At 63.8% G+C, this 13981-nt stretch carries 16 protein-coding genes; 8 read left to right on the top strand and 8 right to left on the bottom strand.

Translation table 11 applies throughout. The features are described from left to right. Positions 1 to 295 precede the first annotated feature (295 nt). Both PQR42_RS21070 and PQR42_RS21065 read left to right on the top strand, forming a co-directional pair. Positions 296 to 937 (top strand): DNA-3-methyladenine glycosylase, encoded by a 642-nt coding sequence (locus PQR42_RS21070; protein ID WP_408391602.1) that lies wholly within the window; start codon positions 296 to 298, stop codon positions 935 to 937. A gap of 282 nt (positions 938 to 1219) precedes the next feature. Next, positions 1220 to 1564: a DUF4148 domain-containing protein gene (locus PQR42_RS21065; protein WP_408217373.1), complete on the top strand. Its 345-nt coding sequence runs from the start codon at positions 1220 to 1222 to the stop codon at positions 1562 to 1564. A 31-nt stretch (positions 1565 to 1595) separates the two neighbouring features. Here the strand turns inward: PQR42_RS21065 and PQR42_RS21060 are convergent, their stop codons facing one another. Together PQR42_RS21060 and PQR42_RS21055 are read right to left on the bottom strand one after the other, a co-directional pair. Beyond that, positions 1596 to 1805 (bottom strand): hypothetical protein, encoded by a 210-nt coding sequence (locus PQR42_RS21060; protein WP_408217376.1) that lies wholly within the window; start codon positions 1803 to 1805, stop codon positions 1596 to 1598. Positions 1806 to 1935: 130 nt separating this feature from the next. Beyond that, the gene (locus tag PQR42_RS21055) at positions 1936 to 2379 is read right to left on the bottom strand and encodes a CBS domain-containing protein (RefSeq protein WP_012426849.1); all 444 of its coding nucleotides are present in this window, start codon (positions 2377 to 2379) and stop codon (positions 1936 to 1938) included. Between the two features lie 270 nt (positions 2380 to 2649). Between PQR42_RS21055 and ribA the strand changes: the two genes are divergently transcribed. Continuing rightward, positions 2650 to 3300 (top strand): GTP cyclohydrolase II, encoded by a 651-nt coding sequence (gene ribA, locus PQR42_RS21050; RefSeq protein WP_116121574.1) that lies wholly within the window; start codon positions 2650 to 2652, stop codon positions 3298 to 3300. A gap of 133 nt (positions 3301 to 3433) precedes the next feature. Here ribA and PQR42_RS21045 read toward each other — a convergent pair whose 3' ends face one another. Beyond that, positions 3434 to 3637, bottom strand: coding sequence for a hypothetical protein (locus PQR42_RS21045; protein WP_408217379.1), 204 nt, complete (start codon positions 3635 to 3637; stop codon positions 3434 to 3436). A 14-nt stretch (positions 3638 to 3651) separates the two neighbouring features. Then, positions 3652 to 4575, bottom strand: coding sequence for an NmrA family NAD(P)-binding protein (locus PQR42_RS21040; RefSeq protein WP_408391599.1), 924 nt, complete (start codon positions 4573 to 4575; stop codon positions 3652 to 3654). Between the two features lie 208 nt (positions 4576 to 4783). Here PQR42_RS21040 and PQR42_RS21035 point away from each other — a divergent pair, with 208 nt between their 5' ends. Beyond that, positions 4784 to 5722, top strand: coding sequence for a helix-turn-helix domain-containing protein (locus PQR42_RS21035; protein WP_408391597.1), 939 nt, complete (start codon positions 4784 to 4786; stop codon positions 5720 to 5722). A gap of 88 nt (positions 5723 to 5810) precedes the next feature. Here PQR42_RS21035 and PQR42_RS21030 read toward each other — a convergent pair whose 3' ends face one another. The 3 genes from PQR42_RS21030 to PQR42_RS21020 all read right to left on the bottom strand — a co-directional run bounded on the left by PQR42_RS21030 (position 5811) and on the right by PQR42_RS21020 (position 8025). After that, positions 5811 to 6638, bottom strand: a complete 828-nt coding sequence (locus PQR42_RS21030; RefSeq protein WP_408391595.1) for an anti-sigma factor family protein — start codon at positions 6636 to 6638, stop codon at positions 5811 to 5813. Next, complete coding sequence (locus PQR42_RS21025; RefSeq protein ID WP_408217391.1) at positions 6635 to 7153, bottom strand: sigma-70 family RNA polymerase sigma factor; 519 nt, start codon at positions 7151 to 7153, stop codon at positions 6635 to 6637. Before PQR42_RS21025 ends, PQR42_RS21030 begins: the two co-directional genes overlap by 4 nt. Positions 7154 to 7302: 149 nt before the next feature. Beyond that, on the bottom strand, positions 7303 to 8025 hold the full coding sequence (locus PQR42_RS21020) for an anti-sigma factor family protein (RefSeq protein WP_408391592.1): 723 nt from the start codon (positions 8023 to 8025) through the stop codon (positions 7303 to 7305). A gap of 280 nt (positions 8026 to 8305) precedes the next feature. On the opposite strand from PQR42_RS21020, the gene PQR42_RS21015 reads away from it, so the two are divergent. The 3 genes from PQR42_RS21015 (at position 8306) to PQR42_RS21005 (ending at position 10314) form a co-directional block, all read left to right on the top strand. Further along, positions 8306 to 8575, top strand: coding sequence for a DUF4148 domain-containing protein (locus tag PQR42_RS21015; protein ID WP_408391590.1), 270 nt, complete (start codon positions 8306 to 8308; stop codon positions 8573 to 8575). A gap of 111 nt (positions 8576 to 8686) precedes the next feature. Beyond that, the gene (locus tag PQR42_RS21010; protein ID WP_408391588.1) at positions 8687 to 9778 is read left to right on the top strand and encodes a catalase family peroxidase; all 1092 of its coding nucleotides are present in this window, start codon (positions 8687 to 8689) and stop codon (positions 9776 to 9778) included. Then, positions 9775 to 10314 (top strand): cytochrome b, encoded by a 540-nt coding sequence (locus PQR42_RS21005; protein WP_408217403.1) that lies wholly within the window; start codon positions 9775 to 9777, stop codon positions 10312 to 10314. The genes PQR42_RS21010 and PQR42_RS21005 overlap by 4 nt, the downstream gene beginning before the upstream one ends. A gap of 4 nt (positions 10315 to 10318) precedes the next feature. Here the strand turns inward: PQR42_RS21005 and PQR42_RS21000 are convergent, their stop codons facing one another. Continuing rightward, on the bottom strand, positions 10319 to 12814 hold the full coding sequence (locus tag PQR42_RS21000) for a GcvT family protein (RefSeq protein WP_408391586.1): 2496 nt from the start codon (positions 12812 to 12814) through the stop codon (positions 10319 to 10321). 283 nt (positions 12815 to 13097) lie between these two features. Here PQR42_RS21000 and PQR42_RS20995 point away from each other — a divergent pair, with 283 nt between their 5' ends. Continuing rightward, a complete protein-coding gene (locus tag PQR42_RS20995; protein ID WP_408391584.1) occupies positions 13098 to 13880 on the top strand; it encodes a DeoR/GlpR family DNA-binding transcription regulator in 783 nt (260 codons plus the stop codon). The last annotated feature ends 101 nt before the right edge of the window (positions 13881 to 13981 follow it).

Below are 13981 nucleotides of genomic sequence, written 5' to 3'. Positions count from 1 at the left end.
AATGCTTTCAATCTGTATGCTGATTCGGGCGGGCCGAAACACACGCGAGCCGGCAAAGGCTGTGCTGCAGGCCGGAAACACACGATACTCCAATTAGTGCCATGGTGATGGCGGCGCAGCACGGAAGTGAGGTTTTGGTACAACGAATGGGCCGATGAAAACTGACCGATGGCGCTCAACCGCTGGAACCAATGCGTTGCCTCGCGCCGTTTGCGCGGCTCGATTCCACGCATCCCATACCGTTCGCCTATCTTTTGAGTCCCACTCCATGCGCTTTAAAAATAAGGCCTGACGCATGCGCAAACATCAACTTCCCATCCTGCCATTGCTTCGTGACGAATTACCGCTCGATACTGTCGAACTCGCGCGCTTCATGATCGGCAAATACCTCGTGCACGATCTGCCCGAAGGGCGCATGAGCGGACGAGTCGTCGAGACTGAGGCGTATCCGCTCGGCGATTCGACCAGTCATGCGTTCATGGGCCGTCGTCCGTATAACGGTTCGATGTTTCTCGCGCCGGGTCATGCGTATGTGCGGCTGACCTATGGCCTGTCGTACATGCTCAACATGTCCGCCGAAGCGGAAGAGGTCGGCGCCGGCATTCTGTTGCGCGCGATCGAGCCGCTCGAAGGCCTGCCGCTCATGGAAGCGCGGCGGCCCGGCGTGCCGCTGCGCGATCTCGCGCGCGGACCCGGCCGGCTCACGATGGCGCTCGGCATCGGCCCGACCTTCGACGGCTGGGATCTGTGCTCGGGCCGCGGCTTGTGGATCGGCGTCATCGAGCGGGGCGAAGTGCCGGTGGGGGTGACGACGCGCATTGGCTTGTCGCGCGAAATGCATCGGCCGCTCAGGTTTTTCGAACCCGGCAGCGCCTTTGTCAGCGGGCCGCGCAAACTCCTGGTAACGCCCCAGTCCGGTGCGCCGAAGAGGGCGTAAATTTGCCCGCCGATCACGCGTATCCCGGCAGAACACGCTCAGATCAGACGTATTTTTGAAACTTCAGACACAACAGGTTACGATCCCGACAATTATTACGCCAAAGATGCGATTTGGATCGAAGCATGCGGTAATTTTCGGATCATTCTTGCGATTCCGACAATTATCTATCTCGAAATCAAGGGTTTTCCCTTGGCGATCTGATGACTAGACTGAAATCACTCGCTTCTCACATGGTGTGGCAAGCGTCGCAAATAAAACCAGGTCTGGAGGTAAATCATCATGAAATCGCTCATCAAGGCAGTCGCCATTGCAGCCGTTCTCGCCGCTCCGATCGCTTCGTTCGCTCAGTCGAGCCAACAGCCCGTCACCCGCGCGGAAGTGCGCGCCGATCTGATCCGGGTTGAACAAGCCGGCTATAACCCAGGCGCGTCCAACGACCCGACGTATCCGGCCGACATTCAGGCAGCTGAACGGCGCGTACAGGCGCAAAATCCGGCTGTCGCGCAGACCCAGGAACCGGTCGCCGATACCAGCGGTTACGGTGGCGCGACGAGTGGTTCGTCGCAAGCCGGCGGCGTGGTTCAACCGATGACGGGTTCGAAGTCGGTGTACTTCGGTAACTAAGCCAGCGAGGGAGCCGGTTGCGGGCCTGAACTCAAGCCTTGGAGGCCGGCCCTTGCACAACGTCGATCGAGGCGAAAACGCGCGGGTCAACCGAGTAGCGTTTCGCCTCGAGCGAGATGCAGTAGTCAGTCAGCAAGCAGTGTGAAGTTGCTATCGGCGTGCGCGCCGCATTCATGGCGCGCACGGTTTCAAACGGCGAATTGATCCGGGCGCGACGCGGCAGCAGCGCCGCGAGCGCCACAAAAAAAGCCGTGCCGCGCGAGTCGCGCTCAACAAATCAAGGAACCTCCGCTGCCGCAAGGTAGCTTCGCCCAACCGTTTCACGGATTGGGCTTTTTTTGCGCGTCGGGTTCCGCTGCATGCACCTTAGATCAGGGCCGCTCGCCGTGAATGTAGAACTCGAGCTGCTGAATGGTGAACTGCTGTTCGGCGATGATGTTCTTCACCAGGTCGCCGATCGATACCATGCCGACCAGCCGGTCATTCTCGATTACCGGCAAGTGGCGCATGCGCCGCTCTGTCATGAGGGCCATGCAGTCGTCGGTGGTCTGATCGGGACGGACAAAGCGCACGGCCTTGCTCATGATGTCGCGCACCGGCGTGGCCTTCGACGACCGGTCCATCAGCACGACCTTGCGCGCATAGTCGCGCTCCGTGACGATTCCGGCGATGCTGTCGCCGTCCGTGACGACCAGCGCGCCGATGCCCTTTTCGGCCATCAGCTTGATCGCTTCGTAGACTGAGTCGTCGGCCCCGACAGTGAAAACGGTGGTGTTGTTCGGTTTCGTTTTAAGAAGTTGTGCAACGCTTGTCATGGAGCGGCTCCGTTTCGCAGTGCAGCACGCCGGCGCGGCGCGCTGTCGTGAGGGACAGGCCATTCCAGTATAGGCGTGACGCGGCAGCGAGGTACTTCGGGAATACCTGTGGCGCGCGCTACGTTTAACTCGGGTAGCGGCGCGCCGCGACGGCGGTTCCGTGCGGCATGCAAGGGCATACGGGTGCGGGACGCCGATTAGCGGTAAACTCCCAGTCCGTACCTTATTCCCGGTTTGATCGGGTTCATGTCAGCACCATTGTCTAACGCCATGCTCACGTCTCACGATCCGTCGCCCGCAGTAGACGGCGCACCCAACGGCGAATGCGTCATTCTCGACGCCACCGCCACGCTTCCCACGCGCTACGGCACGTTCACTTCCTACGTGTTCCGCGTATGCGAGAGCGGCGCCGAACATCTCGCGCTCGTGATGGGCGACGTCGCCAACCAGTCGTCCGTGTTGACCCGGCTGCATTCCGAGTGCCTCACCGGCGACGTGCTCGGCTCGTACCGCTGCGACTGCGGCGAGCAGCTCGACCTCGCGCTGCGCTACATCGCGGCGGAAGGCTGCGGCGTGCTGCTCTATCTGCGCGGCCACGAAGGGCGCGGCATCGGCCTGTCGAACAAGATTCGCGCGTATGCGCTGCAGGAGCAGGGACGCGACACCGTCGAGGCGAATCTCGATCTCGGCTTGCCGGACGACTCACGCGAATACGATTCGGCCGCGGGCATTCTGCGCACGCTGAAGGTCACGTCGGTGCGCCTGATGAGCAACAATCCGGAGAAGTTCGACACGCTGTCCAAGCACGGCATTCCGGTGTGCGAGCGGGTCGCGCTGGCGATTCCGATGCGCGAGGAAAACGAGCGTTATATCCGCACCAAGCAGGTGAAGTTCGGTCATTACTTCGATGAGAACGAATGAGCCACGCGCATGCACCGGCCGCCGTGTGTGAACGGCAGCCGGCGTTGTAGCGGCGGATTCGTCGATATCTTGCGCCCGGGGTTGCATCTCGGGCGTTTTGCTTTGCGCGTCCGCTGTATCGAAGTGCGGCGGTTCAGAACAGGCTGAAGTCGTCGTTGCTGTCGGGAATTGCATTGAGCACGTCCCGCAGCGCGCGCCAGCCTAGCCATCCCACAAGACTTGCCGATATCGCCAGCCAGCGACGCGCGCGCTTGCTCATGCGCGTCGACTGCGTTCGATGTTGGGGCGTGACCTTGCGCGCGTCGATCGATGCGCGTAGCAAAGGGCAGGTATGCATGCGGTCTCTCCTCTTTAACGAGCACGAGCGGTGTCGTCGGCAGTTGCCGCAGCAGCGGCCACGCGCGGCAGAATCGCCGCCAATACTTCGGCTAGCGTCGTCGCGCCGAAACGCCGCTCGCTGATGTCGGCTTCAACGTCGATACGCCCCGCGTTGTGCGCGTCGTAGAGATCGGTGATCAAACGCGCGTGATGTTCGCCGAGCCCCGCGCCTTGCAGCACCGCGGCCCATTCGCCGCGCGGCACTTCGCGTGCCACGACGGCGCGGCCCGCCAGTTCGCCGAGCGTGCGCGCCACGTCCAATGCGCTGACGCGCTCATCGCTTTCGATGCTCACGACACGCGGCGAAACCGGCTGCACGCTATCGTCGAGTAGCAACTCGGCGGCCAGCACGCCCACGTCCTGTGCGGCGACGGTCGGAAAGCGCTTGCTCAACGGATGATGCAGACTCGGCAGCGCGCCTTTCGCGAGCGCGATCGGCAGCACGCGAGCCCAGTTGTGCATGTGTTCGGCGGCGCGTAGAAACGTCAACCGCGAGTCCACCGTTCGCAGTTGCGTTTCAAACTCGTGAAACAGCGTGGTGATGCCCGTGCCGGCCGCATGTTCCGCGCCGTAATCGGAGAGCGCGAGAATGCGCGGCGGCGGATCGGCGCGCAATGCCGCGACGCTCACGTCGATCATGCGTCGCATAGTCTGTGCGGGATCGGCGTGCCCACGCGGCACTGGACATAGCAGCTGCACGGCATGCGCGCCTTCGATTGCGCGCGCCACCGTCGCGGCGTCGAGCAGATCGGCGACGGCGATCTCGCAGCCGATCCCGGCGAGGAATTCACCCTGTTTTTTATCGCGGACCACCGCACGCACGTTGCGGCCCGCCCGGCGCAATGCCGCCGCGCTCACTGCGCCGACATTGCCGGCTGCTCCAAAAATCACGAACACGTTGCGCTCCTTGTTGGCTCGGTATGGCCTCATCTTAGGGACACAGCGATCACGAGGCGCGCGGGCAAGGATCGCGCCGCGCAGATTCGGATGATGGTTTTATCCGCCGCGGCGCCGCAGCGGGAGCGATGAAACACGTAGAGTCGAGCGAAGCCGCGGAAAACGCCGCACAATGTACTCACATTGGCCGCCGTCCACGAGGGAAGCAATGAACGCAGTGACACCGATACCCATACTGCAACCGCAGCCGCATAGCGGTTCCCGCGTCGTATTGCGTTCGAGCAGGCCGCTCGGCTGGCAAGGCTTCGGCGCGGAACTGGTCAACGTGTCGGCCGGGCTGCACCGTATTCCCGCGTTCAAATTTCACCGGGTGGGCGTGCATGTCGGCGCGCCGGTCAAGGCACGCTGCCTGTGCAACGAGCGCCGCTACTCGCGAATCCAGGCGCATGGCGATGCCGACGTGATTCCCGCCGGACTCGATGGGCAGTGGAGCGATGAAGCCGCCTGCACGATTTTCAGCGTATGGATCAGCGAGGCGTTCGCGCAGCGGACCGTCGAGCAACTGTCGTTGAAGTCAAGCGACGCGCAACTGCGCCCGCAATTCCAGTTGCGCGATCCGCGCTTTCAATATCTCGCATGGGCTCTACGCGCCGAGCTCGAAGCGGACGAGGCATCCGATCCGCTCTACGCCGAAAGCCTGTGTACGGCGATGGTGGTGCGGCTGATCGGCGGTGCACCGACGCTCGACAACAAGCGGCGTACGCTCGCGCCGAAAACGGCCGCGCGCGTGATCGAGTTCATCGAAACGAATCTAGACCAGCGTCTCACGCTGAGCGAACTGGCCGCGCTCGCCGAATTGAGCGTGCCGCATTTCAAGGTGTTGTTTCGCGAGACGCTCGGCATGCCGGTGCATCAATACGTGGTGCAGCGGCGCGTGGAGCGCGCGCGGACGCTGCTGCTGCAAGGCAAGCTCAACGCGAGTCAGATCGCGCTCGATACGGGCTTCGCGCATCAGAGCCATATGGCGCATTGGATGGGCCGCATATTGGGTGTGACGCCGCGCGAACTGATCAGGTCGAGTGCGAATGCAGGCAACATTGTCGAGCTCGATTCGAGCCATTCCCGCCGCATTGCTACATCGCGCTAGACCCTCGAATGACGCCGCGCGCGCGGCCTCACTGAATCGAGGCCGCACGCCCGGAAGCTGAGGCGCAAACCGTAGTGGAGGGCCGCGATCAGCCCGGCGCCGCGCCCGTCAACTGCGAATAGACGTCATGCGACAGTTGCAGCAACTGCTTGCGTTCGATTCCGCCCGACACCGCATAGCCGAAGTCGCCGTCGATCCAGTAGAACACGTTCACCGGGCCGTCCTGATACAGCTTGAACGCGGTCGTGTTCGAATTCTGCTGACGACGCGAGATGCACAGCGTGACGCGCTCGCCGTTGGGCCCGCGATACATGAACTGCGCGGTCGGTCCATCGGCGCCAGGCAGCAGGCGTCCGCCCGAGAGGTTGAAGCCGCTCTTTGACAGAATGGGCGGATGCACGTTGGTGCCGAGCCGGTTCGAGAGCCACTGCACGAAATCCTGTTCGTGATCGTCGGTGCTCAACTCGGTCGGCCGGTCGACGGCGGGCATGTAGACCACATGCGCCACCGCCGCTTGCCGAGCGAACATTTCCGAGCCGTCCGCGCTCACAGGACGCGTGTCCGAGTGGCCGCCCGCGACCGGCGCGATCACGTCCTGTCCCATATGCGTGCCCACGCCGATGCCCACGCCCATCACCAGCGCCGCCGCCATTCCGGCGAACTGCGGCCAGTTGGCGGCAATCCGCCAGCGGCGCGGCGCGGGCGCCTGCAGGCGCTTCGGCACGGGCTCGCTCAGCACGCGGTCGTAGCGCTCATGGAACATGCTGTTCAGCGAAAAATAATCGCTGACGCGCGCGGCCAGCTCGGGGTTCTGTTCGAGCGCGCGCTCCACATCGGCACGGCGTTCGTCGGACAGCGTGCCGTCCACGTACGCATGCAGGTCTTCTTCGCCGATCGGCATAGTTTGGTCGCTCATCGCACCACCTGTAATTTTGCACCGGGCTGCGTGCCCGCCATCAACGCCCGCAACCGTTCGCGTCCGCGCGACAGCCGCGACATCACCGTGCCGAGCGGAATGTTCAGCGCGAGCGCCACGTCGGCGTAGCTCATTTCCTCGAGTCCCACCAGCAGCACGACTTCGCGCTGCTCCATGGGCAGGCGCTGCAACGCGTAGTCGAGGTCGCGCATTTCCAGCGAGCGGGTCTGCTCGGAGGGCACGGCGAATTCGCTTTCGTGCACGCTTTCGTCGTCGACCGCCACGTGGACGGCGCGCGCGGAAGCCTTGCGCGCCTGATTGGCGAACACGTTGTGCATGATCGTAAACAGCCACGCGCGCAGGTCGGTGCCCGGCTGGAACATGCCGGTGCGGCCGAGCGCGCGCTCGAGCGTGTCCTGCACCAGATCGTCGGCGAGGTCGCGATTGTTGATCAACGCTCGCGCATAGCGTCGCAAGCGCGGCACATGCTCCATCAACTCGTCACGGACATCCATTTTTCATCCCGATCGTGGGGTTTTTCGCGCGCAAGGAGGCGCACTCCTGTCGCGCGAAAAGACGCATTTGAGGTGCGAACACACGTGCGTGCACTTTATTCCCTTGTGGTGGGTGAGATCGTGAAATGCGTGCCGCAGTCAACACCCCGTCATCGCATGGTCATCGCGTCGGCCGCGCGCATCAGGCCGTGGGTGCGGGCGTCGCCGGCGACCACGAAACGCTGCCGCTGCGCGGTCCACAACAACAGGCGAATCTCGCCGATGCGTCTCGCGGACCACTGCGTCTGCGCCGGCGCGAACAGCGCCAGAGCCGACAGCAGCACCACCGGTTGATTGTCGCCGTTCAGATAGATGAATTCGCTGACCCGCTGAAGCGGGCCCAGCGCCACCACTCTTTGGTCCACGAGGCGCAACCCGATAGCCGAAAGATTCGGCGCGGACGGATCGACGCGCGTCGGCGACGCAGCGGAAACTTGCCCGGCGGCGCTTTCGGCCAGCGCCATCACCGCGGCGTTGTTCAGCGCCTGCGCGGACACCTGGGTCGCGGCGAGCCAGCCGCTCGCCACCGCCAGCGTCAGCGCGAGCGCCGCCAGCGTGTTGACCACCTTGCGGGTGCGTTTTCCCGTGTTGATGCGCTCCAACACGCGGCGCCACCTTTTGACGCGACCCGGCACGGGTTCGTCGGTTGTTTGAAAAGCCTGCTGAATCTGCGCGTTCAGCCTGCCGTAAAACGCCACCCGACGCGCCTCCGCCGGATCCTTGCCCAGATAGTCCCGCAGAAATGCCGCGCGCTCCGGCGTCAGCGTGCCGTCGGCGTAGGCCTGAATGTCCGCTTCGGAAAGCGGCGAATCGGAAGGGGCGTCAGTGGTCATGGAGTCGGCGTGCGTTGGAGTTCGGCTAGCGAAGGGGCGAACACGCACACACCCAAGTTTATTCCATATGTTCGCACGTCAATTTCATCGCCGCAGGGCTGGCGCGAGCGTACTTTCATGCGGCCTTCACCGCGCCGCCGAAGTGCGAGCTAACCCGATTGCGCGCCGGTTTATTCCCGCTTCCGGATATGTTTTTTCTGACGCTTCGAGGCAGGAATAAAAGCTGTGGACCTGTGGTTCTCCTTCATGCAAACCCGCACAAAACTCACTGGAGTTCATCATGAAGAAGATCGCTTTTGCCGCATTGTCCGTCGTCGTTCTCGCCGCTTCGTCGAGCGCTTTTGCGCAAGGCAAGACGCGTGCTGAGGTGTACCAGGAGTTGATCCAGGCCGAGCAGAACGGCCTGAATTACGTCACCGATGCATCGTATCCCGACGTGAGCCCGGTGTTCGCGCAGCAGGTCGCGCAGCACAAGGAAGCGCTCGCCAAAGAAGCGGCGGCCGCCAACCATGTTGCGAGCCAGGACGCGCAGGCGGGCAGCGTCAATTGAAGTGCCGGTACCCGGCGCGCAACTGGAACGGGCGCGCCGGATATCGAATGGAATAGATCGCTGCATCGCGTGTTAGCCCGGTAAGCGCATCTATCCGAGAGAGGAGTTTTCGTGGCAAAACCATCCGTTCCCAATCCCGGGCCTGTCTGCGTGCCCTGCCGACTCGCCGCGATCGGCGCGGCCGTGCTGGTGCTCGCCGGCGGCTTCGCCTACACGGCAGGCTGGCTGACGCCGGCGCGTCTGAGCGCACCGCGTTTCATCAATACATTCGAAGCCGTGGCCGGCCAGCCGCATCCCGGTTATCGGCGCAATCATGCCAAGGGCCTGTGTATCGAGGGCTATTTCGACAGCAACGGCGCTGGCGCGGCGCTGTCCAGCGCGGCGGTGTTCGCGCCCGGCCGCACGCCGGTCACGGGCCGCTTCGCGGTGCCCGGCGGCAACCCGTCCGCGTCGGATACCAGTTCGCCAGTGCGCAGCCTCGCATTGCTGTTCCAGCTCCAAAACGGCGAGCAGTGGCGCACCGGGATGAATTCGACGCCCGTTTTCGCGGTGCATACGCCCGAGCAGTTCTATCAGCAACTGAGCGCCGCGAAGCCCGATCCGGCGACCGGCAAACCGGACCCCGCCAAGCTCAAGGCGTTCTATGCCGCGAATCCCGAGACCCAGCCATTTCAGGCGTGGGTGAAGGCGCATCCGCCTTCGTCGAGTCTGGCGAATGCCGCGTACTACAGCATCAACGCATTCCGTTTCACCGACGGCGCCGGCAATACGCGCGCCGTGCGCTGGGCGATGGTGCCCGAGACGCCGTACGCGCCGATCACGGACGCGGAAAAGGCCGAGAAGAATTTCCTCGAGGCCGACCTCGATCAGCGCCTGCAAGACGGGCCTTTGCGCTGGCATCTGATCCTGACGGTCGCGAAGCCCGGCGACCCCACGAACGATGCCACGCTGCAATGGCCCGACGATCGTCAACATATCGACGCGGGCACACTCGTGATCGATCACACGACGTCGCAGGCCAACGGCACGTGCCGCGACGTCAACTTCGATCCGACGATCCTGCCTTCAGGCATCAAGCCATCGGACGATCCCTTGCTGGCCGCGCGTTCGGCCGCGTACGCACTATCCTACAAGCGCCGCACACGCGAGGAAGCCTTGCATCCGGCGGTTCATCAAGCTCAGACAAACGGAGACCACTCATGAGGCCGACGCGCACCCATTTCAGTCCGCTCGCGCGCCTGTTGCACTGGACGATGGCGCCCCTGATCATCGCGATGCTGTTCATCGGCGTGGGCATGGTCGCCACCGTCTCGAGCGCGCACAACACGCTGATCGCGATTCACCGGCCGCTCGGCATTGCGTTGCTGCTGCTGGTGGTGCTGCGCGTGGGCGTGCGCATCACACGCGGCAGCCCGCCGTTGCCCGACGATATGCCCACGCCGCAGCGGTTCGCGGCGAAGGCCTCGCATCTGGTGCTGTATGTGTTGATGGCGGCAATGCCGTTGATCGGCTGGGCGATGCTGTCCGCCGCGGGTTATCCGATCACGCTCTACGGTCCACTTCATCTGCCGCCGATCGCGCCGCATAACGTCGAACTGTTCGCGTTGCTGCGTGCATTGCACACGTGGCTCGCGTTCGCCTTGTTCGCCACTGTGCTGCTGCATCTCGCGGCCGCGTTGTTTCATGGGCTGATCCGACGCGACGGCGTGTTTTCGAGCATGGCGCGCGGCGAGCGTTAGTTCTTTAGCGCTTCACGCGTTCCGAACGCGGATCGTAAGGCGCCTTCAGATGCAGGGTTGCCGGCAGCAGTTCGCCGGCGACGTCGATAGCATAGCTGCCGCTGTTCAGATAGGCAGTGTCTGCTGCGCCGTCGGGATTGTTCACATAACCCATTGCCACCGGACAGCCGAGCGTGTGGCCAAACGCCGCCGAACTCACGAAGCCGACCGGTTGACCGTCGCGCAGAATCGCTTCACCGCCCCATAGCATGCGATCCGCGGCGCCATCGGCGGTCAGCACGACCATGCGGCGGCGCGGCGGTTCGGCGCGCAATTTCAGCAGCGCGTCGCGGCCGCGAAACGCAATGTCCTTGTCGAGCTTGCACGCGAACGAGAGGCCCGCTTCGAACGGGTTCGTATCCGGCGTGAGTTCGCGGCCCCATGCGCGATAGCCTTTCTCGATGCGCAAGGAGTCGATCGCGTAGTAACCCGCGTTGACGAGGTCGAACGCTTTACCCGCCGCGTGCAGCGTCTCGTACACGCCGACCGCGAATTCCACCGGCACGTACAGTTCCCAGCCGAGCTCGCCGACGTAGGTGAGGCGAGTGGCTCGCACCGTCGCATAGCCGAGGTCGACCTCGTGACTCTGGCCGAATGCGAACGCTTCGTTGCTCCAATCCGCTTTCGACACGCTTTGCAGCAGCTCGCGCGAACGCGGGCCCATCACGGCGAGCACGGCATATTGGCCGGTCACGTCGACGAGCGTGCAGTGCTTGTCGTGCGGAATCAACCGTTCGATGCTGTCGAAATCGCGCGTGGTTTGCGCGGTGCCGGTGACGAGCAGGTATTGATCGTCGGCGAGGCGCGTGAGCGTGAAGTCCGATTCGTAGCCGCCGCGCTCGTTGAGCATGCCGGTGTAGACGGTGGTGCCGGTCGGCACATCCACGTCGTTGGCGACCATGCCTTGCAGCACGCTTTGCGCGTCGCGTCCCTTGACGAGAAATTTGGAGAACGACGTCATGTCGAACAACGCGACGCCGTCGCGGCACGCTCGGTGTTCCGCGCCGCTCCAGGGCAGCCAGTTCTGCTGGCCGAACGCGTACTCGATCCTGGCTTCTTCAGGCGAAGGCGCAAAAAAGTTGGCGCGCTCCCAGCCCATCTTGCTGCCGAAACACGCGCCTTCGTCACGCAGCAGCGAATACAGCGGCGAACGGCGAAACGGACGCGCGCTGTCGAGTTCGCGATTCGGCCACGGCATCGCGTAATGCAGGCCGAGCGTTTCCTTCACGCGATCGTGCAGCCACGTGTCGTTGCCGTTGAAGCGCGCGAAGCGGCGAATGTCGACCGGCCACAGATCCATGGTCGGCTCGCCCGCCACGATCCATTCCGCGAGCGCCATGCCGGCGCCGCCCGCCGACGCGATTCCCATGGAATTGAAACCCGCGCCGACGAAAAAGCGCCGCAGTTCGGGCGCTTCGCCCAGCATGAAGTTGTTGTCCGGCGTGAACGATTCGGGGCCGTTATAGAACTGCTTCACCTGAGCCGTTTCGAGCGCGGGTACGCGCTGCAGCGCGTTTTCCATCAGGATTTCGAACTGATCCCAATCGTCCGGCAGCAGTTGAAACTCGAAATTCTCGGGGATGCCGTTCATGCCCCACGGCTTCGCATCCGGCTCGAAGCCGCCCATCACGAGGCCGCCCACTTCCTCCTTGAAGTAGATGAAGCCGTCCGGGTCGCGCATCACCGGCAGGTCCGGATGCACGCCGGCAATCCGTTCCGTGACGATGTAGTAGTGCTCGGCCGAATGCAGCGGCACTGTCACGCCGCACAAGCGTCCGACCGCCTTGGCCCACTGACCCGCGCAATTCACGACGATGTCCGCGCCGAGCGTGCCTTCGTCGCCGTCCTTGTTGCGCCACGCGAGGCCGCTGACTTCGCGCGCGCCGCTCGCGTTGCCGTCCTGCGCGGTGCGGGTGTGGATCGCCGTCACACGGGTGTTTTCGACGATCCGCGCGCCGCGCTGGCGGGCGCCGCGGGCGAGGGCCTGGGTCAGATCGGTGGGATTCGCCTTACCGTCGCCGGGCAGCCAGACGGCGCCGAGTAGGTCGTCGGTGCGCATGACCGGCCACAGGTCGCCGGCTTCGCGCGGGCTGATTACGTCGCAGGCCACGCCGTAGGCGCGCGCGACGGCGGCGGTGCGCTTGAGTTGCGTCATCCGCTCGGCCGTGCGGGCCACCGAGAGCGAGCCGCATTGTTTCCAGCCGGTGGCAAGGCCGGTATCGGCTTCGAGTTCGGCATAGAGCGCGGTCGAATAGCGGATCAGCTTCGTCATGCTCTCCTGGGCGCGTAACTGGCCGACGAGCCCGGCTGCATGCCAGGTCGTGCCGCACGACAGTTGGCCCTGTTCGAGCAGCACCACGTCGGTCCAGCCCAGTTTCGTCAGATGGTAGGCGACCGAGCAGCCGATGATCCCGCCGCCGACAATGACGACGCGAGCGTGAGTGGGAATGGATGTGGACATGTGTGGAATTACGTGGAGAGAGTGCGCGTAGATTGCCGCAAAAAGACACGAAATGCAACGAGTGTGCAGCCTTGTTGTGATTGGAGCGGCGTCATGCGGCGGTCACATAAACATGGTTTTACGCAAAGGCATTGTGGCCGCCGCGGACATTTTCAGACGAAGAAAGGAGAAAACTCGTCACGATCACCACGGAAATGTGGTTTTAGTTGGAAACGTGTGGCTATCCAGCCCGCGAAATCGTGACTTTTGCTAGACTCCAGTGAACCGTCACCGCCCAATCCTCATGTTCTCCAGCCAGCGCCAAGCCGAAATCCTGCGACTCGTCCGCGAGCAGCGCACCTGCACGATCACCGATCTAGCCGGCCGTTTCGACGTCTCCGACGAGACCATCCGCCGCAACATCAAGCCGTTGATCGCGGACGGCCTGCTGATCAAGGTCCACGGCGGCATCATGCTGCCCGAGCGTCTCGACGAGCCGCCGTTCCAGCGGCGCATGACGGCGAGCCTCGAGGGCAAGCGGGCAATTGGCGCGCGCATCGGCGAACTGGTGCGGGACGGCGATTCGCTGATCCTCGAGGGCGGCACGACGTGTCTGCATATCGCGCAGGCGCTCGCCGCCCGCTCGCGGCTCACGGTCGTGACCAATTCCATCGAAGTCGCGCGCGTGCTGGCGCCGCGCAATGGCAACCGGGTGTTCGTCGCGGGCGGCGAGTTGCGGGCGGACGACTGCGCCGCGGTTGGCGACAGCGTGCTGGCTTTCCTACGGCAGTTCCACGTGCGCTATGCGATCGTCTCGGTCACCGCGATTGATATGCAGGGGCGGTTCATGGACGCGCTACCCGCCGATGTGGCGTTTTCGCTGGCGGCCTTCGCGCAGGCCGAACGGCGCGTGGTCGCGGCGGATCACGCGAAATTCGGCCACAGCGCGCTGGTGCACGCATTCGGCGCGGACGCCGTCGATCTGCTGGTAACGGATGAAGCACCGGCGCCCGCATTGGCTCAGGTGTTCGCGGCGGCGGGGGTGGATGTGGAGGTGGGCACACAGCCAATGTCGTCCAACGCGTAAAATGGCCGGTTACCACAGGCAATCGATGCTGCACAGACACTCACCGGCCGGCGCCATCCGCGCTCTGTCGAGTTGATTCTGTCCGCGCGCTTGCCCAAGCC

The organism is Paraburkholderia sediminicola, assembly GCF_046027355.1.
In the GTDB taxonomy this organism is placed as follows: domain Bacteria; phylum Pseudomonadota; class Gammaproteobacteria; order Burkholderiales; family Burkholderiaceae; genus Paraburkholderia; species Paraburkholderia sediminicola_B.
The sequence above is the reverse complement of the archived record's forward strand: the minus strand, read 5'-3'. Positions and strand labels throughout refer to the sequence as shown.